25 protein-coding genes are annotated in these 23,560 nt (G+C 69.1%); 16 read left to right on the forward strand and 9 right to left on the reverse strand.

Annotated elements, in window-relative coordinates:
* The first annotated feature begins 12 nt into the window (after nt 1–12).
* Both TSO221_RS14925 and TSO221_RS14930 read left to right on the forward strand, forming a co-directional pair.
* Nucleotides 13–1,494 carry an MFS transporter gene (locus TSO221_RS14925; protein ID WP_109119301.1) on the forward strand — a complete coding sequence of 494 codons (1,482 nt, stop codon included), beginning with the start codon at nt 13–15 and terminating at the stop codon, nt 1,492–1,494.
* Complete coding sequence (locus TSO221_RS14930; RefSeq protein ID WP_109119302.1) at nt 1,491–2,975, forward strand: ATP-binding protein; 1,485 nt, start codon at nt 1,491–1,493, stop codon at nt 2,973–2,975. The genes TSO221_RS14925 and TSO221_RS14930 overlap by 4 nt, the downstream gene beginning before the upstream one ends.
* A gap of 134 nt (nt 2,976–3,109) precedes the next feature.
* Here TSO221_RS14930 and TSO221_RS14935 read toward each other — a convergent pair whose 3' ends face one another.
* On the reverse strand, nt 3,110–3,541 hold the full coding sequence (locus TSO221_RS14935; RefSeq protein WP_109119303.1) for a CBS domain-containing protein: 432 nt from the start codon (nt 3,539–3,541) through the stop codon (nt 3,110–3,112).
* A 193-nt stretch (nt 3,542–3,734) separates the two neighbouring features.
* On the opposite strand from TSO221_RS14935, the gene TSO221_RS14940 reads away from it, so the two are divergent.
* The 3 genes from TSO221_RS14940 to TSO221_RS14950 all read left to right on the forward strand — a co-directional run bounded on the left by TSO221_RS14940 (nt 3,735) and on the right by TSO221_RS14950 (nt 5,106).
* Nucleotides 3,735–3,998, forward strand: coding sequence for a hypothetical protein (locus TSO221_RS14940; protein WP_109119304.1), 264 nt, complete (start codon nt 3,735–3,737; stop codon nt 3,996–3,998).
* A 5-nt stretch (nt 3,999–4,003) separates the two neighbouring features.
* Complete coding sequence (locus TSO221_RS14945) at nt 4,004–4,510, forward strand: hypothetical protein (RefSeq protein WP_109119305.1); 507 nt, start codon at nt 4,004–4,006, stop codon at nt 4,508–4,510.
* Between the two features lie 107 nt (nt 4,511–4,617).
* On the forward strand, nt 4,618–5,106 hold the full coding sequence (locus TSO221_RS14950) for a YajQ family cyclic di-GMP-binding protein (RefSeq protein WP_109119306.1): 489 nt from the start codon (nt 4,618–4,620) through the stop codon (nt 5,104–5,106).
* Between the two features lie 4 nt (nt 5,107–5,110).
* Here TSO221_RS14950 and TSO221_RS14955 read toward each other — a convergent pair whose 3' ends face one another.
* The 3 genes from TSO221_RS14955 to TSO221_RS14965 are packed head-to-tail and all read right to left on the reverse strand — an operon-like array spanning nt 5,111 to nt 7,050.
* Nucleotides 5,111–5,437 (reverse strand): hypothetical protein, encoded by a 327-nt coding sequence (locus tag TSO221_RS14955; protein ID WP_247878060.1) that lies wholly within the window; start codon nt 5,435–5,437, stop codon nt 5,111–5,113.
* Between the two features lie 37 nt (nt 5,438–5,474).
* Nucleotides 5,475–6,251: a sulfotransferase gene (locus tag TSO221_RS14960; protein WP_109119308.1), complete on the reverse strand. Its 777-nt coding sequence runs from the start codon at nt 6,249–6,251 to the stop codon at nt 5,475–5,477.
* Nucleotides 6,252–6,294: 43 nt separating this feature from the next.
* Nucleotides 6,295–7,050 carry a metallophosphoesterase family protein gene (locus TSO221_RS14965; RefSeq protein ID WP_109119309.1) on the reverse strand — a complete coding sequence of 252 codons (756 nt, stop codon included), beginning with the start codon at nt 7,048–7,050 and terminating at the stop codon, nt 6,295–6,297.
* A 372-nt stretch (nt 7,051–7,422) separates the two neighbouring features.
* Between TSO221_RS14965 and TSO221_RS14970 the strand changes: the two genes are divergently transcribed.
* Nucleotides 7,423–8,499, forward strand: coding sequence for a hypothetical protein (locus TSO221_RS14970; protein ID WP_109119310.1), 1,077 nt, complete (start codon nt 7,423–7,425; stop codon nt 8,497–8,499).
* 123 nt (nt 8,500–8,622) lie between these two features.
* On the opposite strand, the gene TSO221_RS14975 is transcribed toward TSO221_RS14970, so the two are convergent.
* Entirely contained in the window at nt 8,623–9,612 is a 990-nt protein-coding gene (locus TSO221_RS14975) for a hypothetical protein (RefSeq protein ID WP_109119311.1), read from the reverse strand.
* A 64-nt stretch (nt 9,613–9,676) separates the two neighbouring features.
* Nucleotides 9,677–10,957: an FAD-binding oxidoreductase gene (locus TSO221_RS14980; RefSeq protein ID WP_109119312.1), complete on the reverse strand. Its 1,281-nt coding sequence runs from the start codon at nt 10,955–10,957 to the stop codon at nt 9,677–9,679.
* Between the two features lie 169 nt (nt 10,958–11,126).
* Between TSO221_RS14980 and TSO221_RS14985 the strand changes: the two genes are divergently transcribed.
* From TSO221_RS14985 to TSO221_RS15015, 7 genes are all read left to right on the forward strand, one after another.
* On the forward strand, nt 11,127–12,470 hold the full coding sequence (locus TSO221_RS14985) for a glutamine synthetase family protein (RefSeq protein WP_109119313.1): 1,344 nt from the start codon (nt 11,127–11,129) through the stop codon (nt 12,468–12,470).
* 61 nt (nt 12,471–12,531) lie between these two features.
* Nucleotides 12,532–13,635, forward strand: a complete 1,104-nt coding sequence (locus TSO221_RS14990) for an AI-2E family transporter (protein ID WP_109119314.1) — start codon at nt 12,532–12,534, stop codon at nt 13,633–13,635.
* A 106-nt stretch (nt 13,636–13,741) separates the two neighbouring features.
* Nucleotides 13,742–14,851 carry an extracellular solute-binding protein gene (locus tag TSO221_RS14995; protein WP_109119315.1) on the forward strand — a complete coding sequence of 370 codons (1,110 nt, stop codon included), beginning with the start codon at nt 13,742–13,744 and terminating at the stop codon, nt 14,849–14,851.
* A gap of 88 nt (nt 14,852–14,939) precedes the next feature.
* Nucleotides 14,940–16,091, forward strand: coding sequence for a polyamine ABC transporter ATP-binding protein (gene potA / locus TSO221_RS15000; protein ID WP_109119316.1), 1,152 nt, complete (start codon nt 14,940–14,942; stop codon nt 16,089–16,091).
* Nucleotides 16,088–17,008, forward strand: coding sequence for an ABC transporter permease subunit (locus TSO221_RS15005; RefSeq protein ID WP_109119317.1), 921 nt, complete (start codon nt 16,088–16,090; stop codon nt 17,006–17,008). The genes potA and TSO221_RS15005 overlap by 4 nt, the downstream gene beginning before the upstream one ends.
* A complete protein-coding gene (locus tag TSO221_RS15010) occupies nt 17,005–17,841 on the forward strand; it encodes an ABC transporter permease subunit (RefSeq protein ID WP_109119318.1) in 837 nt (278 codons plus the stop codon). The genes TSO221_RS15005 and TSO221_RS15010 overlap by 4 nt, the downstream gene beginning before the upstream one ends.
* A 93-nt stretch (nt 17,842–17,934) precedes the next feature.
* Nucleotides 17,935–18,987 (forward strand): agmatine deiminase family protein, encoded by a 1,053-nt coding sequence (locus tag TSO221_RS15015; RefSeq protein WP_109119319.1) that lies wholly within the window; start codon nt 17,935–17,937, stop codon nt 18,985–18,987.
* Here TSO221_RS15015 and TSO221_RS15020 read toward each other — a convergent pair whose 3' ends face one another.
* Nucleotides 18,988–20,010, reverse strand: a complete 1,023-nt coding sequence (locus TSO221_RS15020; protein ID WP_158284100.1) for a DUF3616 domain-containing protein — start codon at nt 20,008–20,010, stop codon at nt 18,988–18,990. It lies immediately after the preceding gene.
* Between the two features lie 378 nt (nt 20,011–20,388).
* On the opposite strand from TSO221_RS15020, the gene TSO221_RS15025 reads away from it, so the two are divergent.
* Both TSO221_RS15025 and TSO221_RS15030 read left to right on the forward strand, forming a co-directional pair.
* Nucleotides 20,389–20,682, forward strand: a complete 294-nt coding sequence (locus TSO221_RS15025; RefSeq protein WP_247878061.1) for a hypothetical protein — start codon at nt 20,389–20,391, stop codon at nt 20,680–20,682.
* Between the two features lie 16 nt (nt 20,683–20,698).
* Nucleotides 20,699–21,334, forward strand: a complete 636-nt coding sequence (locus TSO221_RS15030; protein WP_109119321.1) for a DUF1345 domain-containing protein — start codon at nt 20,699–20,701, stop codon at nt 21,332–21,334.
* Here TSO221_RS15030 and TSO221_RS15035 read toward each other — a convergent pair.
* Both TSO221_RS15035 and TSO221_RS15040 read right to left on the reverse strand, forming a co-directional pair.
* Nucleotides 21,331–21,795, reverse strand: coding sequence for a GNAT family N-acetyltransferase (locus tag TSO221_RS15035; RefSeq protein WP_109119322.1), 465 nt, complete (start codon nt 21,793–21,795; stop codon nt 21,331–21,333). The genes TSO221_RS15030 and TSO221_RS15035 overlap by 4 nt on opposite strands.
* Nucleotides 21,796–21,868: 73 nt before the next feature.
* Nucleotides 21,869–22,498 carry an ATP-dependent Clp protease proteolytic subunit gene (locus TSO221_RS15040; RefSeq protein WP_109119323.1) on the reverse strand — a complete coding sequence of 210 codons (630 nt, stop codon included), beginning with the start codon at nt 22,496–22,498 and terminating at the stop codon, nt 21,869–21,871.
* 165 nt (nt 22,499–22,663) lie between these two features.
* Here TSO221_RS15040 and TSO221_RS15045 point away from each other — a divergent pair, with 165 nt between their 5' ends.
* Complete coding sequence (locus TSO221_RS15045; RefSeq protein ID WP_109119324.1) at nt 22,664–23,503, forward strand: glycosyltransferase family A protein; 840 nt, start codon at nt 22,664–22,666, stop codon at nt 23,501–23,503.
* Nucleotides 23,504–23,560 lie beyond the last annotated feature (57 nt).

Below are 23,560 nucleotides of genomic sequence, written 5' to 3' on the forward strand. Positions count from 1 at the left end.
GAGGACGGGCGCATGCAGGGCTGGTGGGAACGCGTCTGGGTCGGGGGCAGGCCGTGGTGGATCCTCGCGGTGGTCCAGTTCGGCAATCTGATGCCCAGCATGGATGGCTCGATGGTCGCCATCGCGTTGCCGTCCATGGCCGCGGGCACCGGCATCCCGTTGTCCACCCTGCAATGGGTCGCCACCATCTACTACCTGGTCAGCGCCGTCGTCGTGCTGATCGCCGGGCGGCTGGGCGACCTGCTGGGGCGGTCGCGCGTCTTCACCTTCGGGTTCGTGCTGTTCACCGCCGCCTCGCTCGGTTCGGCGACCGTGCCGGGACTGCCGGGGCTGCTGGCCTGCCGCGTGCTGCAAGCCATTGGCGGCGCCTGTCTGGTCGCCAACGGCAACGCCATCATCACCAGCACCTTCACCGACGGGCGGCGCGGCTTCGCGCTCGGGCTGAACTCCACCATCCTGGCCGGCGGCGTGGCGCTGGGGTTCCTGGTCGGCGGGCTGCTGACCGACGGGTTCGGCTGGCGCTCGGTGTTCCTGGTCAACCTGCCGGTCGGCGCGGCGGCCATCGCGCTGGCGCTGGCGGTGCTGCCGGCGCGCAAGGGGCCGGCCAAGCCGTTCCGCTTCGACTGGATCGGCTCGGCGCTGCTGGCGCTCGCCGTGTGCGGGCTGCTGGTCGGGCTGCAGCGGCTGGGCGCGCAACGCGCACCGACGGCGGAGGTGCTGGGGCTGCTTGGCGGCGGCGCGGCGGCGCTGCTGGCGCTGCTGGCGGTCGAGCGGCGGACCGAGACGCCGCTGCTGCCGCTCGCCGTGTTCGGGCACCGCAACGTGGCGGTCGGGCTGGCGGCCATCGCGCTGTTCTGCTCGCTGCTGGCGGCCAGCGGCATCCTGCTGCCGCTCTACCTGCAAGGCGTGCTCGGCATCGGCGCGGCGCAGGCGGGGCTGGCGCTGGCGCCGTACTCGGTCACCATGTGCATCCTCGCGCCGTTCTCCGGCATCCTGGCCGAGCGGTTCAACGCCGCCTGGATGATGGCCGGCGGGGCGCTGCTGGCGATGGCGGTGTCCATCGGCTACGCCTTCCTCGGCGTGTCGGCGCCGCTGACGGCGGTTGCGCTGGGGCAGCTGCTGATCGGGCTGGCGGCGGGCGTGTTCTTCGCGCCGAACCGCGTGCTGCTGTTCGCCGGGCTGCCGGACGGCTTCCTGGGCGTGGTGTCGGGGCTGATGCAGCTCACCCGGCAGCTCACCTACGCCGCGGCGATCGCGCTGTCGACGCTGGCCGTCGCCGTGGCGGTCGAGCCGCACGGCCGGCTGTCCGACCTGTCGTCCGCAGGCACCGTCCCGCCCGCCGCCAAGCTGGCGATGACCGAGGCGATGGGCGCGGTCTATGTGGTGCTCGCCGGCCTGCTGGCGGGTGCCGCCGTCCTCTGCCTCTGGCACGCCCACACGCGCCGCCGGGCGTCGGCGCGGCTCGTCACCTCCGTGCGGGAGTCCACGTCATGAGCGAAGCGGCAAACCTTCTGGTCAGCCTGACCGTCAACACCGACCGCCGGATGATCCCCGCCGTCTGCGCCCTGGTGCGGGAGGCCGCGCAGGCCGCCGGCTTCGACGAGCGGCAGGCGCAGCGCCTGGAGCTGGCGGCGGAGGAGGCCGCCATCGTCGTCATCGAGCAGTCGTTCGAAGGCCGCGCCGACGGCACCTACGACCTGTCCATGTCCGACGAGGGCGCGCGCTTCGTCATGGCCGTGCACGACCTGGGCCTGCCCTTCGACTGGGCCCGCGCCCAGGCGGAGGAAAGCACCAGCCTGTCGATCCAGCTGCTGCGCTCGCTCACCGACGAGATCCGCTTCGTCAACCTGGGCAAGCAGGGCAAGCGGATCGAGTTCGTCGTCAACCGCTCGGAGATGGACCTGGAGGGGCCGGGGCTGCACCAGATCGCCGTGCCGGCCGGCGAGGTTCCCGCCGCCCCCGCCGACACGCCGCTGGAGATCCGTCCGCTGCGGCCGGAGGAGGACGGCGTGGCGCTGGCCCGCTGCATGTACACGGTCTACGGCTACAGCTACCACGAGGTGGTCTATTTCCCCGAGCGGCTGCGCGACCTGATCGAGAAGGGGCTGCTGGTCTCCGTCGTCGCGGTCACGCCGGACGGCACCGTGGCCGGGCACCAGGGCCTCAAGAAGACCGCGCCGGACGCACGGGTCGCCAACGTGTCCATGGGCGCCGTCGATCCGCGCTTCCGCGGACGCAAGCTGTTCGAGCGGCTGAAGGCGGACACCTTCGGCCGGGTCAAGGCGCAGGGACTGCTCGGCCTGTACGGCGAGGCGGTGACGATCCATCCCTACTCGCAGAAGGCCAACTTCGCGTCGGGCGGGCACGAGACCGGCATCCTGCTGGCCTACATCCCGGGCGACCGGGCCTTTAAGAAGATCGACGGGCAGGGCGGGGCGAGCGACCGGCAGACGGCGGTGCTGTTCTACATCGTCCTCAACCCGGCGCCGGTGCGCACGGTGTACCCGCCGGTCGCGCACCGCGCGATGATCGAGCGGATCTACGCCTGGGCCGGCGTCGGGCGCGCCTTCGCCGAGCCCGGCGCGGTGGAGCTTCCGGAGCGCTCCGAGGTCGATGTCGAGGTGCGGGCGTCCTACAACTGGGCGGTGCTCGGCGTCGTGCGGGCCGGGCGCGATCTGGTCGATCTGGTGCGCGTGCGGACGCGCGAGCTGTGCCAGTCGCACCTGGACTGCGTCTACCTGGACCTGCCGCTGTCCGATCCGGCCACGGCGGTCCTGGCGCCGGAGTTGGAGGAACTGGGCTTCTCGTTCTGCGGGATCTATCCGGAGATGGTGGAGAGCGGCGACCTGCTGCGCCTGCAATACCTCAACAACATCGCCATCGACCCGGCGAAGATCATCGTCGTGACGGACTTCGGGCGGGAGTTGCTGGGGTACGTGGTGGAGCGGGCGGGGGTGGCGGTGGCTGCGGCGTAACCCCCGCCCCAATCCTCCCCCGCTCTCGGTGGATCGGAGATCCGCCTGCCGCGTCGGTGCGAACCAAAGGTCCGCGCGTGAGCTGCTCGGGGGAAAGAGGGGACCCCCGTACCGGAGCCGCCCGGGCTAATCCGTCAGCGCTTGGGCTTGCCCGGCTGGCTGACATCCTCGATGGTCTGGCCGACCATGTCGTCGTCGTCGGTGCGGGTGGCGAGATCGCCGATGGCCACGACGCCGACCAGCCGCTTGTCGCGGTTCACCACCGGCAGACGGCGGATCTGCTTCTCCGACATGATGGTCGCGGCTTCCGCCGTATCCTGGTCCTCGAAGACGTATTCGGTGCCGGCGCTCATGGCGTCGCGCACCTTGGCGTTGTTCGGGTCCCTGCCGTCGGCCACCGCGCGCACGGCGATGTCGCGGTCGGTCAGGGTGCCGACCAGGCGGTCGTTCTCACCCACCGGCAGGAAGCCGATGTCGGCGTCGCGCATCATGCGCGCGGCCTCCTTCAGCGGGGTGTCGGGGCTTACCGTCTCCACCTGTCTGGTCATGATCTCACGGATCTTCATGAGAATCCTCCGAGGTGCCGAATAAGGACAGTGGACCTGGAGCAACCGCGCCGCGCCGTGAAGGTTCCGGGTTAGTCCGCGCCGCCGCTGGTTTTACCCAGGCTCAGCGCTGGAACCTTCATACAAGGTAGCGGGTTCATGGCGATGAAGGGCGCAGGCCCTTCGCCCCGCACTCCGGCGAAGGTGAACGCCGATGAACCAGTGGCTTTTGTGGAGCCGCTTCGCCGCCATCAATCTGTTCGGCGTCGCCGGGCTGGTGCTGGCGTGGATCAACGGCTGGATCGCGGTCATCGTCGAGGCCGACGCCAGTTGCATCTGCACCATGATCTGCGCGCTGTTCCTGGTCGGCATGGCCGCCACGCTGGCCGCGACGCGCGTCCGTCTCGACCGCGAGGGCGACGTGCTTCCTGAGAGTCTGAACGCCGTCTACGCCCCCCCCCGCTCGGCGAGGAGGTGACTCCCATGGAAAGCCTCACACCGCTGTTCATCATATTCGCCGCGCTGACGCTGATGCTGGTGCTGGTCGCGCTGCGCTGGGCCCGCAACGGGCGTGGTCGCACCTTCATCCTGGGGTTGTTCGCCCTGATGCTGCCGGTGGCCTACGCGGCCCCGGCCAGCCTGCTCGGCCGCGCCAAGCCGGTGACCATGGAATGGCTCAATGGCAAGGTGAAGGAGGCGACCGTGCTGAGCGCCACCTTCAAGGAGAACGACGCCATCTACCTCACGCTGCTGTGGCGGCAGGCGCCCGACCTGTACAAGCTGCCCTGGAACCAGAAGATGGCCGAGCAGCTGCAGCAGGCCATGCGCGAGGCCGAGCGCAACGGCACCCAGTCGGTGATGAAACTGCCCTTCGAGCAGAGCTGGGACGACCGCGAGCCGCGCTTCTACGCGCTGCCGCAGCCGAAGATGCCCGACAAGCCGCAGGACGGCGGTGGAGTAGAGTTCCAGCACCCCGGGCAGCGGACGTAGGTGAGCGGCTTCTGCTCCCTCCCTCCGCTGTGCGTGAGCCCACTGGACGCGCGGGCGCCGCCCCGTTAGGGTCGCGGCCGCATCGCGAGACCAGCGGAGGAAGAACCATGCCGTCGTTCGACATCGTGTCCAAGACCGAGATGGCCGAGGTGGACAACGCCCTTGCCGGCGTCCGGCGCGAGATCGAGCAGCGCTACGACTTCAAGGGCTCCAAGTGCTCGGTGGAGCGGGCGGAGAACGACGTCACCGTGCTGGCCGATGACCAGCCGAAGCTGGACACCGTGCACGAACTGCTGCGCGTCCACATGACCCGGCGCAAGGTGGACGCCAACTTCCTGGACTTCGAGGCCAAGGTCGAGCGCGCCGCCGGCGACACCGTGCGCCACGTGGTGAAGATCCGCCAGGGCATCGCCCAGGATCTTGCCAAGAAGATCGTCAAGGCGATCAAGGACAGCAAGCTGAAGGTCCAGGTGGCGATCCAGGGCGACGAGCTGCGCGTCACCGGCAAGAAGCGCGACGACCTGCAGGAGGCGATCGCCTACGTGCGCGGCATGAAGCTGGAGCAGCCGCTTCAGTACGTGAACTTCCGGGATTGAGCGCTCAGCGCGGCTGCGCGCCGAGATCCTCGAACACCACGCCCTTGTCGGTCGTCTGGAAGCGCCCCTTGCCGTTGACGGTGAGCGGCTTGTCGCCCGGCTGCGGGGCGAAGGTGGCGGCGTAGTAGCAGTCGTGCAGGCCGGGCCGACCCTTGGTCTCGACGCAGCCCTGCTTGCGGAAGGAGTCGAACTGCCGGAAGCCGAGGCGGCCCTGCGCCTCCAGCGTGCGGCGAGTGGTGGCTTCGACGGCCTTGCGCATGTCGGACTCGGACGGCTCGCCCGAACATCCCACGAGCGCGAGGCACGCCAGCGCGATGGCGGCGATCCTCATCCGCCTTTGGTACCACATCCAGGTGTCCGGTGCAGCTTCAGATTGCGTAGCCGAACTGGCGCAGCAGCGGCCCCTGGTGCTGGAGCAGCCGTTGCATCGCCCGGGCGTCCAGCGTCGTGTACGGTGCGGCCGGCTTCGGCAGCTGCGCCAGACAGGCGGCCAGCGCGTCGGCGCCGGCATCCAGGTTCAGGAAGCGCAACGCGGCGTCGAGGTGGGTGTGCGGGTCCGCCGTGAGGTCTTCCCAGCGCAGCTCGTAGTAGCGCTCCGGCCGGCTGGCGCCGAAGCCGCAGGCGGTGCGGGTGGCGTCGGTCCAGGCGTAGGATGCCGCGTCCGCCGCGGCGTACCACGCCTCGCCGCCCGGCTCGGCGGAGGTCTCGTCCAGTGCGGCGGCGACCGCTGTGCGACCGTCGTGCACCATGTGCAGGATCGTCAAGCCGGGGAACATCAGCTCCCAGAAGTCGAGGTTGTGGGCGTGCACGGCGGCGGCGCAGCCGACCATCCGCACGCCCTCGTCCGGCTCCAGCTTGGCCAGCGACAGCGCCACCGCGGTGCGCACGAGGTGCAGAAAATCGCTCTGGGCGAACGCCGAGGCGCCGCCCTCCAGCCCGTCGTTGTAGTCGCCGACCACGTCCTTCAGAGGCACCGCGAAGCGGTCGGTGAAGTGGCCGTCCGGGGCGAGGCGCAGTTGCGGATGGGCGTCGAGCAGCGCGCGCACCGTCTCGTGCCCGCTGTGCGGCGCCCCGACGACCAGCAGCAACGGCCGGGCGTACACCGCCGCGAGGCGGTCGTCGAGGGGGGCGAGGCGGTTCGGCATGGCGCGGTTCCGGGGTGGGAGGGGGCCACACCCTACGCCGATTTCACGTGGTTAGGAACCGCCGCTCCGTGCCCTCCAGCACCAGGCAGGTCAGGCGGTTGGTGGCGAAGGCGCCGGTGTCGATGCCGATGCGGTTGGCGCGCAACTCCGGCTCCGGGCTGATGGTGTGGCCGTGCACCACCACCTTGCCGTGGTCGGCGGCTGAGCGCAGGAAGTCATCGCGGATCCACAGCAGGTCGTCCTCGCGCTGGCGCTCCAACGGCACCCCGGGGCGGATGCCGGCGTGCGCGAAGAGGTAGTCGCCGATGGTGACGCTGGTCCGCAGCGAGTCCAGGAAGCCGCGGTGCGCCGGCGGCAGGCGCAGGCGCAACTGCTCCTGCGCCTGCGCGAGGTCCTCGGGGGCTGAGTCGGCGTGCGGCGGCGGCACGTGGTAGCTGGCCAGCGTCGCCGTGCCGCCGAAGGTCAGCCAGTTCGGGCCGACGCGGATATCCTCCAGGAACGCCAGCATCGACGCCTCGTGGTTGCCCTTGAGGTGGATGGCGCCGAAGCCGGGCGGAGGCCCTTCGGCCAGACGCTTGATCACGCCGCGCGAGTGCGGTCCGCGGTCCACGTAGTCGCCGAGGTAGACGATGTACTTCACCAGCTCCGGCGCCGCCGCGCCGTCGGTCTCGATCATGTCGAGCATACGGTCGAGCAGGTCGAGCCGTCCGTGCACGTCGCCGATCGCGTAGACGCGCAGACCGCGCGGCACCGCCGCCGGTGCCGGCTCCGTCCTCTGCCACCGTGCGAAGCTGAACAAGGCTGACCCTCCGGGAACGCCCCAAGGCTGGCGGGCGACGATCGTCCGCCACCCAACAGGTGGGGTCGAAAACGCGTGTTGCGAGGGGGCTTCGCCGCCCGCGGGTGCCGGCCTACCCTTCGGAGACCAGCCGTTCGAGCGCCATCCTCCCCTTCGAGAGAGACCACGGCCCTGCGTTCGGTGAGGCTCACCCAATGGCGGACGCGGGTCGGGGTGACGATGACGCCGCCACCGCCAGGACCGCCAAGCCGTGCCAGCGTCACACCATCAGGTTTCCATCATTCACGCATGCGCACTCATTGACTGCAATTGTTGCCGTTGGTTGTTTATCCGGCGTAGGCTTCCGCGCATTCCTGCAACGCGGAGTTCCTCATGGCGATCCAGTACGGCACCACGACGCTGACGCTTCAGCCCGAACTTCAGGTCCAGGATGGCGTTCCGACGCTGTTCTACGCCAACGTGAACTTCCCGGCGCCCGGCATCGGGGCCAAGCTGTTCAACATCGACACCGGCTCGGTCGGCTTCGTCATCCCGAAGAGTCTGCTGCTTCAGCCCGGCACCACCAGCTACTACCCGTGGGTCGAGCCGACCGGCCAGACCATGACGCTGATCTACAAGCCCAGCAACGTCAGCCCGACCGGCGAGATCGTCACGGTGAGCGGCCTGAGCCTGCAGGGCGTGGACGGCCCCATCCCGATCGGGCCGGTCAAGGTGCTGGCGCACGACGAGACCACCCACACCTTCATGATGGGCGTCGGCTTCGGGCTGGAGGCGATCTCGCACTACGGGCCGGTCGACCAGCCGCAGCCCTGGACCTCGGCGGCGGGCGCGCTGGACAACCCCTTCCTCAACATCGAGGGGATGAGCCGTGAGCCCGGCGCGCCGTTCCAGGCCGCGTATGCCATGTCCGCGGCGACCTTCGGCACCGTCAACGGCAAGGTGGTGTTCGGCCAGACCGAGGCGCTGCTGGAGGGCTTCCGCTTTCTGCCGATCACGCCCGACCCGGCCAGCCCGGCCGGCTTTCAGCTGCCCTGGGTGGACCTGACGGTGACGCCGGCTGGCGGCGCGCCGCTGCAGACGCAGGCACAGATCCTGATGGACGCCGGCATCGAGAACATGTTCCTCGGCGTCTTCCAGCCTTCGCCGCCACCGCCGGGCGGGTCGGCGACGCAGGTGCCGGTCGCCGACTGGACGAACGCCGAGGTGCGCATTCAGGCGGTGGACGCCGCCGGGCTGCCGGTGATCGACTACGCCTTCGTCAACCGCGACCCGCAGAAGGTGCAGTTCCACCTGACCGACACCAATCAGCCGGCCTCGCCCAACGAGGTCCTCAACGGCGGTCCCAGCCCGCAGGGCGGCAGCTTCATCAACACCGGCGTGCACCTGCTGGCGCTGTACGACTACGTGCTGGACGCGGCCAACAACCGCCTGGGCTTCCGGGTGCGGTAGTTCGTCGAAGCCCTCCCCCAGCCCCGCTGGGGGAGGGTTGGGCGGGGGCAGCGGCTTCGCGGGAACAACTTGCTCCCACCTAACCTCCCCCAGCGGGGCTGGGGGAGGGACTAGGTTTCAGCATCACTTCCGCTCCCAGACCTTCGTCTCGATGAAGTGGCTGGCGAGGAAGCGGTAGGTCATCTTCTGCAACTGCTCGACCTGCTGCGAGCGCTCGACCGGCACGCCGTCCCAGGCCTGCAGGACGTCCTCCCACTCCATCAGGCGGGTGCGCAGGTCGTCGCGGATCTTGCGGATGAAGTTCACCGTGGCATCGAAGGTCCTGAGCGCGCCCATGATCTCGCCGGTCTGGGCGTCGGCCTGCTCGAAGATCGAGTCGTACATCTTCAGCGGCTTCTTGATCAGCCCCGCCATGCGCTGCAGCTCGGAGCAGAAGGTGCGGTCGGCGCGGTAGATCTGCTGCAGCTTGATGAAGGCCTCGCTCAGCGCCCGGATGTGCTTGAAGCGGTCGCGCAGCGCCTCGATGTAGGACAGCTCCTGCGTCAGGTCGTCGATGCGGTCGTTGATGTACTGCTCGGCGTTGTCGCTGTGGATGCCCAGCTTTTCGGCAAGCTGGATGAAGGCCGTCTTCATGCGGTCCTTGGTGTTCGGATCCTCGACGATCTGCTCCAGCTCCTCCAGGTCGACGACGATCATCTCCGACCCGGTGATCCAGGACACCAGCTGCACCGTCAGCCGGCCGCGGGCGATCATCCGGTGCCTGTCGTCCACCGACCAGGAGGCGGTGCCGTCCAGCAGTTCGCCGGGGATCTTCTCGCCGGGGCGGATCTGCTTGACGTAGGCCAACCCGCGCTCGACCAGGCCCAGCAGGCGCGAATCGTGGCCGTCCGCCTCGATGGAGAAGGAGTCCTTCAGCGTGTTGAAGGGCAGCGCCGCCTTCAGATCGCCCAGCAGGATGTTCAGCACCGGCTGCTTGCTGGTCGGCTCCAGCGCGAAGAAGGCCGCCGGCAGGCTGAACACCTTGTGCTGGAAGTCGAAGTGCGTCTCGCGCATCGGCTTCGGGGCGGAATCCGCCGCGTCGGCCGAGGCCGTGATGTTGGAGACGTCGGTCATACGGCGGTCATGCGGCCCGGTCGTGGGTCGGGGGCCTCGTAGCCCACCGGAGTATCTCGCCAGCCTACAACAGATCGCGCAGCCGGAACCACAACATCGCAAGCACCAGCGCCGGGGTGCGCAGCCCGGGGCCGCCGGGGAAGCTGCGGTGCGGGATACGGGCGAAGACGTCGAAGCGCTCCGCCGTGCCGGCCGCCGCCTCGGCGATCACCCGCCCGGCAATGCCGGCCAGCGCCACCCCGTGCCCGGAATAGCCGTGCGCGAAGTAGGTCGTCGGGCTGAGCCGGCCGAGGTGCGGCAGCCGGTTGATGGTGATCGCCACCCGCCCGCCCCAGACGTGGCTGGTCTTCACGCCGGCCAGATCGGGGAAGACGCGCAGCATCTTGCGCCGCATGCCCAACTCCACTCCCGGCAGGTCGCGGCCGGAGTAGCTCACCCCGCCGCCGAACAGCAGCCGGTGGTCCGGCGTGCGGCGGAAATAGTTCATCACGAAGTTCATGTCGCACACCGCCACGTCGCGCGGCAGCAGCGCCCGCGCGCGCTCCGCTCCCAGCGGCTCGGTGGCCAGGATGTAGGTGGCGACCGGCATGATCTTGTCCGCCAGGGCCGGCGCCAGCCCGCCCAGATAGGCGTTGCCGGCCAGCACCAGCACGCGCGCCCGCACGCGGCCTTGCGCCGTCGCCGCCTCCGGCCGGTCGCCCGTGTCGAGGGACAGCACGCGCGAGCCTTCGAAGATCCGCACCCCCGCCGCCGCGCAGGCGTCGGCCAGCCCCAGCGCGTAGTTCAGCGGGTGCAGGTGCCCGCTGCCCCGATCGAGCATGCCACCGACGTAGCCGGGGCTGCGCACGTAGTCGGCCAACGCCGTGCGGTCCAGCCGCTCCAGCCCCGGATAGCCGTAGCCGTCGCGCAGTTCCGCCTCGGCCTCGGCCAGTTCGGCGAGGTGGCGGTCCTTCAGCGCCGCCAGCACGTGGCCCCAGGTCAGCCCGCAGCGGATGCCGTGCCGCTCCACCCGGTCGCGCAGCAGCGCCTTGGAGTCCTCGACGAGGTCCCACAGCCGGCGCGCGTCGTCCGGGCCGACAAGGGCGGCGATCTCGCCCATCGACTTGTTGTAGCCGGTGATGACCTGCCCGCCGTTGCGGCCCGAGGCGCCCCAGCCGACCCGCTCGGCCTCCAGCAGAACGACGCTCCAGCCGCGTTCGGCCAGGTCCAGCGCGGCCATCAGCCCGGTGTAGCCGCCGCCGACCACGCAGGCGTCGCAGTCCAGCGTGCCCTCCAGCACCGGGTGCTCGGGGTGCGGGTTCGCGGTGTCGGCGTACCAGGAGCGGATGTGGTTGCGAGCAATCATGCCCTCCGCAGATACGGGGCTTGTGTGACAGCGTCAATCGCGCCGGCGCGCATGGCGGACCCGCCATCCCCATCGGAAGTTCACTGGCGCCGTTCCCGGTGCCGGGTCATACTTCGGGGTCGCGAAACAGCACGGAGGCGTCTGCCGCAACGGGGCGGACCGGGTTTTCATGGCGTTCATGGACGACTTCATCAAGAAGAACCGCATCACCGAGGTGGAATGCCTCGTTCCCGACCAGTCGGGCATCGCGCGGGGCAAGATCGTTCCCGCCGAGAAGTTCCTGCGCATCCTGCGCGACCGGGGACTGCGGCTTCCCGAAGCGATCTTCGTGCAGACCGTCACCGGCGAGTACCCGGATGACGAGGACGTCACCGCGGACGAGAACTCCGACATCTACATGATCCCGGACGAGCGGACGATCCGCTTCGTTCCCTGGTACGAGGAGCCGACGGCGCAGGTCATCACCGACTGCGTCTACGCCGACGGCAACCCGGTGGACTTCTCGCCGCGCCACGTGCTGAAGCGCGTGCTGAAGCTGTACGAGGAGCGCGGCTGGAAGCCGGTGGTGGCGCCGGAACTGGAGTTCTTCCTGGTCCAGATCAACAAGGACCCGGACTATCCCCTGATCCCGCCGGTCGGCCGCAACGGCCGCATGGAGAGCGGCCGGCAGGCCTTCGGCATCGACGCGGTCAACGAATTCGACCCGATCTTCGAGGAGATCTACGACTTCTGCGAGGCGCAGGACATCGACATCGACACCTTGACGCACGAGGCCGGGGCCGCGCAGATCGAGATCAACTTCAACCACGGCGACGCGCTGGAACTGGCCGACCAGGCCTTCCTGTTCAAGCGCACGGCGCGCGAGGCGGCGCTGCGCCACCAGATCTACGCCACCTTCATGGCCAAGCCCATGCAGGGCGAGCCCGGCAGCGCCATGCACATCCACCAGTCGGTGGTGGACGCGGAACTGGGCCGCAACCTGTTCGCCAACCCCGACGGCAGCGACAGCGCGCTGTTCCTGGCGCACGTCGCCGGCCTGCAGAAGTACCTGCCCTACGTGATGCCGCTGCTGGCGCCGAACGTGAACTCGTACCGGCGGCTGGTGCCGAACTCCGACGCGCCGATCAACGTGCACTGGGGGCGCGACAACCGCACCACGGGGCTGCGCGTGCCGGTGTCGGCGGCCGACTCGCGGCGGGTGGAGAACCGCGTGGCCGGGGCGGACGCCAACCCCTACCTCGCCATCGCCGCCTCGCTGGCCTGCGGCTACCTGGGCATGGTGCAGGGGCTGGAGCCGAACGATCCGGTGAAGGGCTCGGCCTACCGTCTGGCCTTCACGCTGCCGCGCCACCAGGGCGACGCGCTGGCGAAGTTCAACAGCTGCAAGCCGGTCAAGGAGATCATCGGCGAGAAGTTCGTCGACGCCTTCACCTGCGTGAAGGAAGCGGAATGGGAGGCCTATCACCGCGTCATCAGCTCGTGGGAGCGGGAGAACCTGCTGTTGAACGTGTGAGCTGACCCCATCCCCCCGCCCGCGCGTTATCCCACGGTGTTGGGATCGCTAGGAGAGGGAGATGGCCGTTCCACGGCGCACCGGGGTTTCCGAACGGCCGCACCATCCCGCCGCCCCAGCGCCCTGGTCGCGGCGCATGGCGCGGCTGGCGTTTGCGGCGGCGCTGCTGGCGCTGGGCGCCTGGGTGGCGCGGGGGTTCCTGGGGGCGGTGACCTGGGCGATCGTCATCGCCGTCGCCGTGTGGCCGCTGCACCGCCGCCTCGCCGGGTGGATGCCGGGCGCGGTGCTGGCGCCGCTGCTCTCCACCGTGCTGGCGTCGCTGCTGGTGCTGCTGCCACTCTCCGTCGTCGCGGTCGAGGTGGTGCGCGAGGCGCAGATGGTCACCGGCTGGCTGGCCGAAGCGCAGGAGAAGGGCGTTCCGGTGCCCGAGTGGGTGGAGCGGCTGCCACTGGTCGGCCAGCAGGCGCTCGGCTGGTGGAAGGCCAACCTGAGCGACCCGAACGCCGCGGGCGGCCTGTTGAAGAGCTTCGACACCAACGCGCTGGCCGGCTGGAGCAGCAGCCTGGGCGGCGAGGTGCTGCACCGGCTGCTGCTGTTCTTCGTGACGCTGGTGGCGCTGTTCGGGCTGTTCCGCGAGGGCGCGTGGTTGGCCCGGCGCTGCCTGGACGCCGCCGACCGCTGGCTCGGCGACCCCGGCGAGCGGCTGGCCGGGCGCATGGCGGCGGCGGTGCGCGGCACTGCCATCGGCACGCTGGTGGTGGCGGTGGGGGAGGGGGTGGTCATCGGCATCGGCTACTGGGTGGCCGGCGTGCCGCATCCCGTGCTGTTCGGCGTGATAACCGCGGCCTGCGCCATGCTGCCGCTGGGCGCGTGGCTGGCCTTCGCGGTGGCGTCGCTGATCCTGCTGGCGCGGGGCGACTCGGTGGCCGCGGCGGCGCTGTTCGGCTTCGGCGCCGCGGTGATGCTGGCGGGCGACAACTTCGTGCAGCCGGCGCTGATCGGCGGTGCGGTGCGCCTGCCGTTCCCGTGGGCGCTGGTCGGCATCCTGGGCGGGTTGCAGACCTTCGGGCTGCTCGGCCTCGTGCTCGGGCCGGTGGTGATGGCGGCGATCCTGATGCTGTGGCGCGACTGGGGCGACGTGGCGCCGCCGAAGCCGGAGGCATAAGGCCCCCTCCCGGTTGACAAGCCCCCCGTCCCACAGTGCAATGACGCCCGCGTCGGGCCGGGCCTTGGTCGGGCGTCACGTCGACACGAATCGGGGGGCATCCATAATGAAGAAGACGTTCGCTCTGGCGCTGGCGGGCGCCGTCGCCGCGGTCGCGCTGGCCGGTGTTGGGGCCGGCACCGCGCAGGCGCAGACCAAGAAACCGGTCAACATCTACATCTGGAACGACTACCTGGGCGAGACGACGCTCGCCGACTTCACCAAGGCAAGCGGCTACCAGACCAAGGTCGATCTCTACGACAGCCTCGAGCTGCTGGAGCAGAAGGTGCTGGTCGGCAAGTCCGGCTACGACGTCATCGTGCCGACCGCCGAGCCGACGCTGTCCAACATGATCAAGGCCAAAGTGCTGGCCCCGCTCGACAAGGCGAAGATCCCGAACCTGAAGAACGTCGACCCGGCGATGCTCAAACTGGTCGCGACGTCGGACCCGGGCAACAAGTTCGCCGTGCCCTACCTGGGCGGCACCGTCGGCATCGGCCTGGTGCCGGAGAAGATCAAGGCCGTCGCCCCCGACGTGGCGCTGGACAGCTGGGACCTGATCTTCAAGCCGGAGGTCGCCAAGAAGGTCGCCGCCTGCGGCATCACCCTGATGGATTCGGCCATCGACGTGATCCCGTCGGTGCTCAACTACCTCGGCCTCGACCCGAACTCCGAGAAGAAGGAGGACTTGGACAAGGCCGAGGCGGCGCTGATGGCCGTGCGCCCCTACATCAAGCAGTTCGTGACGGGCCAGAACATCAACCTGCTGGCCGCCGGCGACGCCTGCGTGGTGATGGCCTACAACGGCGACGTCAACCAGGCCGGCGCCCGCGCCAAGGAGGCCAAGGCCAGCCACACCGTGCAGTACCTGGCGCCGAAGGAGGGCGTGCAGGTCTGGTGGGACAATCTGGCGGTGCCGGCCGATGCGCCGAACAAGGAGGGCGCGTTCGCCTACATCAACTTCATCCTCGACCCGGCCAACATCGCCGGCGTGTCGAACACGGTGAAGTACGCCAACGCCGTGCCGTCCTCGCCGGTCGATGCCGAGGTCAAGGGCAACCCGGCCGTCTACCTGCCGGAGACCAGCAAGGTGAAGCTGTTCAGCCTGAAGGCCATCAAGCAGTCCACCGACCGTGCCCGCACGCGGGTCTGGACGAAGGTCAAGACCGGAAAGTAAAAGGCGCGTCCGAGACGCGCCGCAGCGCCCCGGTCCGTCCTCGCACGAACCGGGGCGTTTTCCTGTGCAGGGGAGGGACCCGCCGACCATGGCCCAGCAGCCAATCCGCAAGCCGACACGACTGGAGCCCTGGCAGGACCCCGCCCAGGTGCCCTACGTCCGCATCGAGCGCGTCACCAAGCGCTTCGGCGATTTCCTGGCCGTGGATGACGTGTCGCTCGACATCCATCGTGGCGAGTTCTTCGCGCTGCTGGGCGGTTCCGGCTCCGGCAAATCGACGCTGCTGCGCATGCTCGCCGGGTTCGAGCCGCTGACCGAGGGTCGCATCTTCATCGACGGCGCCGACATGGCCGGCATCCCGCCCTACGAGCGGCCGGTCAACATGATGTTCCAGTCCTACGCCCTGTTCCCGCACATGAGCGTGGAGCAGAACGTCGCCTTCGGCCTGAAGCAGGACCGTCTGCCGCGCGGCGAGATCCGCGACCGCGTGGCTGAGATGCTGGAGCTGGTCCAGCTGGCTCCGTTCGCCAAGCGCCGGCCGCACCAGCTCTCGGGCGGGCAGAAGCAGCGCGTGGCGCTGGCCCGCAGCCTCGCCAAGCGGCCGAAGCTGCTGCTGCTCGACGAACCGCTGGGGGCGCTCGACAAGCGCCTGCGCGAGCAGACGCAGTTCGAGCTGGTGAACCTGCAGGAGAAGCTGGGCGTCACCTTCATCGTGGTCACCCACGACCAGGAGGAGGCGATGACCATGGCCAGCCGCATCGCGGTGATGAACCACGGCGCGGTCACCCAGGTCGGCACGCCGACCGAAGTGTACGAGTACCCCAATTCCCGCTTCGTCGCGGAGTTCATCGGCTCGGTCAACCTGTTCGAGGGCCGGGTGGTCGAGGACGAGCCGGACCATGCGCTGATCCGCTCGGCCGACGCCGGCTGCGACCTGTACGTCAGCCACGCCGCCCCGGCGCCGGTCGGCTCGACCGTGCACGTGGCGGTGCGGCCGGAGAAGATCGCGCTGTCCAAGGAGCCGCCGGCCGAGGCCGACGGGCGCAACACGGCGCGCGGCGTGGTGCGCGAGATCGCCTATCTCGGCGACGTGTCGATCTATCTGGTGGAACTGGCGAGCGGCAAGACGGTGCGTGTCACCGCCACCAACCTGGCGCGCCGCGCCGACCTGCCGGTGTCCTGGGACGACGAGGTGACGCTGACCTGGCGCCCCTTCGCCGGCGTGGTGCTGACGCGATGAGCCCGGCGCGCCGCCTCGCCCGCTCGGGCCGCGCGCTGGTCACCGGGGTGCCGTACCTGTGGCTGGTGCTGTTCTTCCTCGTCCCGTTCCTGATCGTGCTGCGCATCAGCTTCTCCGAAGCGGTCATGGCGCAGCCGCCCTACACGCCGCTGCTCGACTGGGTGCAGGGCGAGGAGGGGGAGGGGCTGAAGCTGCTGCTCACCCTCAACCTCGGCAGCTACCTGCGGCTGTTCCAGGATGACCTGTACGTGGTGGCGTACCTGTCGTCGCTGCGCATGGCGGCGGTGTCGACGGTGCTCTGCTTGGCTGTAGGCTATCCCATGGCGTACGCCATCGCGCGGGCGCGGCCGGCGCGGCGCGGGGCGCTGATGATGCTGGTCATCCTGCCGTTCTGGACCTCGTTCCTGATCCGCGTCTACGCCTGGATCGGCATTCTCAAGGCCAACGGCACGCTGGCCAACCTGTTGGCTTCCGTCGGTCTCGTGGACCCGTCGTTCGAGCTGCTGTACTCCGACGTCGCCGTCTACATCGGCATCACCTACTCGTACCTGCCCTTCATGATCCTGCCGCTGTACGCGTCGCTGGAGAAGCTCGATCCGACGCTGCTGGAGGCCGCCGCCGACCTCGGCGCGCGCCCGTGGGAGGCGTTCCTGCGCGTCACGCTGCCGCTGTCGCTGCCGGGCATCATCGCGGGATCGCTGCTGGTGTTCATCCCGGCGGTGGGCGAGTTCGTCATCCCCGAGCTGCTGGGCGGGCCGGACACGCTGATGATCGGCCGCGTGCTGTGGAACGAGTTCTTCTCCAACCGCGACTGGCCGGTCGCCTCGGCGGTGGCCATCGCGCTGCTGCTGTTCCTGGTGGTGCCGATCATGGTGTTCCAGTACGTGCAGGGCCGCCAGCAGGAGGCCGGGCGATGAGGCCGCTGCTGTCCCCCCTCTCCTGGGCGCTGTGGTTCGGCTACGCCTTCCTGTACGTGCCGATCGCGCTGCTGATCCTGTACTCGTTCAACGAGTCGCGGCTGGTCACGGTGTGGGGTGGCTTCTCGACCAAGTGGTACGGCGAGCTGCTGCACAACGCACCGCTTCTCGATTCGGCGTGGCTGTCGGTCCAGATCGCCGGGCTGTCGGCGACGCTGGCGGTCGTGCTGGGCACGCTGGCCGGGCTGGCGCTGGCGCGTTTCGGGCGTTTCCGCGGGCGGACGCTGTTCGGCGGCCTGATCTCGGCGCCGCTGGTGATGCCGGAGGTGATCATCGGCCTGTCGCTGCTGCTGCTGTTCGTCGCCATGGAGCAGTGGATCGGCTGGCCGGACGGCCGCGGCATGACCACCATCACCATCGCCCACACCACCTTCACCACCGCCTACGTGGCGGTGATCGTGCAGTCGCGCCTCGCCGGCATGGACGGCAGCCTGGAGGAGGCGGCCATGGACCTCGGCGCCCGACCGGCCAAGGTGTTCTTCGTCATCACCCTGCCGCTGATCGCCCCGGCCATCGTGGCGGGCTGGCTGCTGGCCTTCACGCTGTCGCTGGACGACGTGGTGGTGGCGAGCTTCGTGTCGGGGCCGGGCTCGACCACGCTGCCGATGACCATCCTGTCCAGCGTGCGCTTCGGCGTCAGTCCGCAGATCAACGCGCTGGCGACCATCATCGTGCTGGTGGTGGCGGCCGGGATCTTCGTCGCCAGCCTGCTGCTGGCGCGCCGCGAACGGCAGCGGCGGCGGGACGAGCAGATGGCGCTTCAGGGCGGCTGAGCCTCTTGCGAAAGACCGCCCATTGCCAAAACCGCGCGCCGATGGTTACGTCATGACGGGCCTGGTGCCCGAAAATGTCACAGGAGGGATCGCATGACCACCCCGGCGGCGGAAGGTCTGCACATGCCCGGCGAGTGGGAGCCCCACGCGCGCTGCTGGATGGCGTGGCCGTGCCGGCCCGAGACGTGGCCCGTGCCTGAGGAGGACGAGGAGGTCGACCGCCTGGAGGCCGCTCGCGCCGTCTACGCCGAGGTCGCCCGCGCCATCACCCGGTTCGAGCCGGTGACCATGGTCTGCGACCCCGACGACGTGGCGGAGGCGTCGCTGGCCTGCGGCCCCGGCATCCAGATCCTGCCGATCCCGATCTCCGACAGCTGGATCCGCGACACCGGGCCGAGCTTCGTCACCGGGCGCAACGGCCGGGTGGCCGGCGTGCACTGGCGCTTCAACGCCTGGGGCGGCAACTACCCGGACTGCGCCAAGGACCAGGAGGTCGGCCGCCTCGTGCTGGAACACCTGGGGCAGGAGCGCTTCGCCGCGCCCCTGGTGATGGAGGGCGGCTCGTTCCACGTGGACGGGCAAGGCACGCTGCTGACCACCGAGCAGTGCCTGCTCAACCCCAACCGCAACCCGAGCCTGTCCAGGGCGGAGATCGAGCGGCACCTGAGGGACTTCCTGGGGGTCTCCAGCATCATCTGGCTGGGCGAGGGCTACCAGGACGACGAAACCGACGGGCACATCGACGAGATCGCCTGCTTCGTCCGCCCCGGCGTGGTGCTGGCGCTGACCACCGACGACCCGACGGACGCCAACTTCAAGGCGTTCCAGGACAACCTGGACCGCCTGAAGAAGGCGCGCGACGCTCAGGGGCGCGAGTTGGAGGTGATCCCGATCCAGCAGCCGGCCCGGCGCGACCAGAACGGCGTGCGGCTGACGCTGAGCTACACCAACCTCTACGTCGCCAACGGCGGCGTGGTGATGCCGGCCTTCGAGGACCCGGCCGACGACGAGGCCTACCGCACCGTGCGCCGCGCCTTCCCCGACCGCGAGGTGATCCAGATGGCGGCGCTGGACATCGTGCGCGGCGGCGGCGGCATCCACTGCATTACGCAACAGCAGCCGTTGGGGCAGGGGGCGGCCGGGTAATCAGTAGGTGACCAGCCGGCCGCGGAAGCTTTGCTTCTCGGGGGTATCTTCGAGCTTCTTGCACGCCACCCCCTTCTTGACCTCCTGGTCCCCATCGTCGCTGAGCAGGTAGAGTGCGCCCGGCTTGCCGGGGATGGTGAAGACCGCTTCGGGGGCGATGCCGCCGAGGTTGGCCGTGATCGGCGCCGGCGCCTCGTCGGCCCGGCCGCTCCACTGGAACAGCTTGAAGGGCTGGTCACCGGCATCGGTGGAGGGGCCGGCGACGATCAGGTACCGGCCGTTGTCGATCTCCAGGCTGCGGATGCCGTATCCTTTGCCGAGGGACAGCGAGATCGGTTCGCCGAAAGCCGCCGCTTTGCCCTTGATGACCTCCGTCGGGTTCTGCAACGGCAGGATGAGCGCCGCCGTTTTGTCCTTCAGTGGGCTGCGGAAACCGATCCACAGCCCTCCGTCGGGTGCCGCCACGAGGCCTTCGATGTTGAGCCCGCCCTGGTCCCCCGTCCCCAGCTTGGAAGTCTCTTCCAGCTTGTAATCCTTGGCCTTTTCGCCGGCCAGAACGTCCTTGATCAAGGTCCGATAGGGTGTGTGTTGTTCCTCGAAGACGATATCCTCGCCCTGCTTTTCAATCTTCATGGCAAACAGCTGGTGTCGTTCCGGCCGGTCGTGACCATCTCTGTTTTGTCCATGCGAGCCGATCCAGAAATACAAGTTTCCTAGGCGTGCTACGCCCTCGATGTCGACCTCTCTGGCATCATCCTTGTCATTCTTCTTTTTCTTATTGCCGTCGTTTTTGATTTTGACGAACTTGCCGAGATCGTGCATCTCCTTGACCGCTGGGTGGCCGCGCTTATAGACCCGTAGGATATTGTCATCGTTGCTGGCGACGACGAAGTGCTCTTCGTCCAAGGCGAACGCCGCCGAGGCGTCGCACATGCCCACATAGACATCGTCGGCCGCCCTCGCCGCCGGCAACCCGGCCAGGATCGCCACGGCGCAGCCCGCCGCCGTCCAGAACATCCTCATTATCGTGCCTCCCTGGAGCATGCCACCATGGTTTCGCGCCCGGCGCACACCGGTGCGGGCGCGGTGGCCGTGTTGAAAAAGGAAAAGACGAGGCAAGCTTGTCCTGATTGAGACGATAGAGTCGCTAACAATGTTTTGTCATTACTGCATACGGTCTACTACCGCAATGGGAGTGTCCAACATATTATTGTATTCATCTGTGATGAATCCGCGCCGGTGTGCCGTCGCTGATACCCCTTGTGACAACGCGGATTCGTGGTAGAATTGGCTTGCGTGCAAAGCGCGCTTGTGCAGCCCCGGTTGCTGCGCAGATGTTGCACAGCGGTTTTTGCGGGCCAAAGAGCCGGCAGTCGCCGCGGCTTCATCGAAAGCACCGTCATGGACCTGACGCCGGCCGTCGCGCCCTTCGTGGCGAAACCCCAGCAGCCGATCACCCCGGCGGCTCAGGCGGCGTTGTCTCCGGCGATGGCCGCCGCGCAGCAGACGGTCCACGTCGTCCGCACCCAGACCATCCAGGCCCCGCAGGCCACCGGCAAGACCGAAGGCTCGCGCGACACCCGCACCGGGACCGAAACCGGGCAGTCGGTCGACCCCGGCGCCGGCGCCGTTACCGCGCGGGCGAACGGCGCCCACCACCAGCCGCGCGGTTCGCTGCTCGACGTGCACGTCTGAGGTGGCTTGATTGCCCATGCGGGCGTCCTTCCGGCATCTGCTCCGTCGCCCGACCCTTTTGATCGCCTTGGCCGTCGTCGTCGCCATTGATGCGGCGCTGTTGCCGTTCCTGCGCCCGGTGACCGCGTTTCTCCTGGGCTGGTGCGTCGGCGTCGGCGTCTACATGGCGATGACACTGCGGCTGATGGCGCAGGCTACAGTCGACAGCATTCGCCACCGCGCTCAGCTCCTTGAGCAGGGGCGCGGCAGCATCCTGGCCGCCATCGTGACCGCGGTCATCGCCGCGGTGGCCGCCATCGTGCTTGAAATCGCGCAAAGCCGCGGCACGCCGCACGCCGCGTCCAGCGCTGCGCTGGGCGGTGTGACGATCCTGCTGTCCTGGGCCTTCCTGCACGTGGTGTTCGCCCAGCATTACGCGCACGACCACTGGCTCGGCGAGCCACAACTCGAGTTTCCCGGCGCACAGACGCCGGATTATCTGGAGTTCCTGTACTTCTCCTTCACCGTCGGCATGACGGCGCAGGTGTCCGACATCACCACCCGCGGCGCGGCGGTGCGGCGGCTGGTGCTGCTGCACGGGATCCTGTCGTTCCTGTTCAACACCGCCATCCTCGCCCTGGGAATCAACATTGCGGCGGGGCTGTTCGGTTAGGCGGCGCCCCGCCGCAGCACCATGTCCACGTGCGGAATGCCGGCGTCGTCGTACGGTTGGCTTACTGTTTCGAACCCCAGCGCGCCGTAGAAGCGCTGCAGGTGTTTCTGCGCGCTGATCGCCACGTCCGCGCCGGGGTGCCGCAGGGCGAGGAACGCCAGCCCTTCCGCCACCAGCGCGCGGCCCAATCCCGATCCGCGGGCCGCTTCGCCGACCACGACGCGGCCCAAGGATGCCGCCTTGCCGACGATCCCCGGCGCGAAGACGCGCAGGTAGCCGTGCAGTGCGCCATCCTCGCCGCACGCCAGCAGATGATCGGCCTCCCGGTCGCGGCCGTCGATGTCGGCGAACAGCGACGCCTGCTCGATCACGAACACGCGCTGGCGCAGTTCCAGCACCGCGTACAGCTCGGCTGTGGTGAAATCCCCGAAGCGCAGCCAGCGGTGGGTGAGGGGCGGCATCGCGGTCTCCTGCACGCATAAAAAATCCCCCTCCCCGGAAGCGGGAAGGGGGATCGAACCGGAACGGACGGGCTTACTTGAACGCGTCCATGCTCTCGATGACGTTGGGGACGATGCCGTACTCGCGGGCTTCGTCGGCCAGCATCCAGTAGTTGCGGTCGGTGTCCTTGGCGACCTTTTCCAGCGGCTGGCCGGTCTCACGCGCGATGATCTTGTTCAGACGCTCGCGCATGCGGATGATTTCCTTCGCCTCGATGGCGATGTCCGTTGCCCGGCCGCCGGTGCCGCCCAGCGGCTGGTGGATCAGGAAGCGGGTGTTGGGCAGGCAGAAGCGGTTCTCCTTCTTCGCCGCCAGGAAGATGTGGCAGCCCGCGCTGGCGACCCAGCCGGTACCGAGCATCTTCACCTCGGGCTTCACGAAGCGGATCATGTCGTGGATGGTGTCGCCCGCCTCGACGTGGCCGCCCGGAGAATTGACGATCACCCGGATCGGGTCGTCGCTCTCCTGCGCCAGCGCCAGCAGCTGCGCGGTCACGCCCATGGCCAGCTTCATGTCGATCTGGCCGAAGATCAGGACGGTGCGGGCCTTGAACAGGTTCTGCTGGACCGCGGCGAAGGGGGGCGGCGTGGCTTCCTTGTCCTTCTTCTCGTCCGGCTCTTCACCCGGCTCGTCATCGAACCAGTAGGTCCCGGCGTGCGCCATTGTGTGTCTCCCCGGTATGGGCTTGAGTATCGGTCTCGCTCGTGCGGCGTACGCACGTCCATCTCCCACATAGCCCGTCTTGGGCGCGGGTTCAACGCCCCCCGTGTTGACAGCGCCCACGCGCCCGGCCGCTAATGGGGCAAAGACAAAGCGAGGGAGTGGGGGATGGGCGGTGCTGGGGTCTCGGTGATCGTCCCGGCGTACCGGGCGGAGGCGACGATCGGCCGCGCGGTGCGCAGTTTGCTCGCCCAGACCCACGCGGATTGGGAGGCGGTGATCGTCGCCGACGACGGCGCCGACTACCGGGCGGTGCTGGCTGCCGAAGGGCTGGCCGACCCGCGCCTGCGCTTCGCCGCCACCGGCCGGGTGGGCAGCGGCGCGCCGGCCACCCGCAACGTCGGTCTGCGGGACGCGTCCAAGCCGTTGGTGGCGCCGCTCGACTCCGACGATCTGTGGGCGCCCGGACGGCTGGCGGTGCTGGCGCCGCTGGCGCTGGCGCGGGGCGCGGCGGCCGACAACGTGGTGGTGGTCCGTGAGCGCGACGGAGTGGAACTGTCCACCCTGTTCCCGCGGTCCGGCAGCGTCGGCGAACTGACCGCCGACAAGTTCCTCACCACCTCGGTGCCGATGTTCTTCGTGCTGCGGCGCGACCTCTGCCCGGCGTGGCCGGAGGACGTGACCTTCTGTGACGACGTGGTGTTCAACGTGCTGGCGCTGGATCGCGTCGGGCCGATCCCGCTGGCCTACGCGCCCATGTGCGAGTACCGGCAGCGCGAGGGCTCGATCACGTTCGCCGCCGACGCCGGCGCGCGGGCCGAGGCGTGTTACCGACACGTGCTGGAGCGGCTGGCCGGTGACGGCTTCGGCATCCGCGACGAGTCGCTGCGCCGCCGCTTCGCCGCCGCGATCGAGGCCAAGCGCGCGCTGAACGCCGCCTACGAGGCGGCGCACGCCGCGGGACGCGTCGCCAACTTCCAGGAGTTCATCGCCTTGCAGGGCGGTTAGGAGCAAAACGCCGCCCGCGCTGTTCATCAGGCACGCTTCACCCCAACCGGACCCGTC

It is taken from the genome of Azospirillum sp. TSO22-1 (assembly GCF_003116015.1).
Classification (GTDB): domain Bacteria; phylum Pseudomonadota; class Alphaproteobacteria; order Azospirillales; family Azospirillaceae; genus Azospirillum.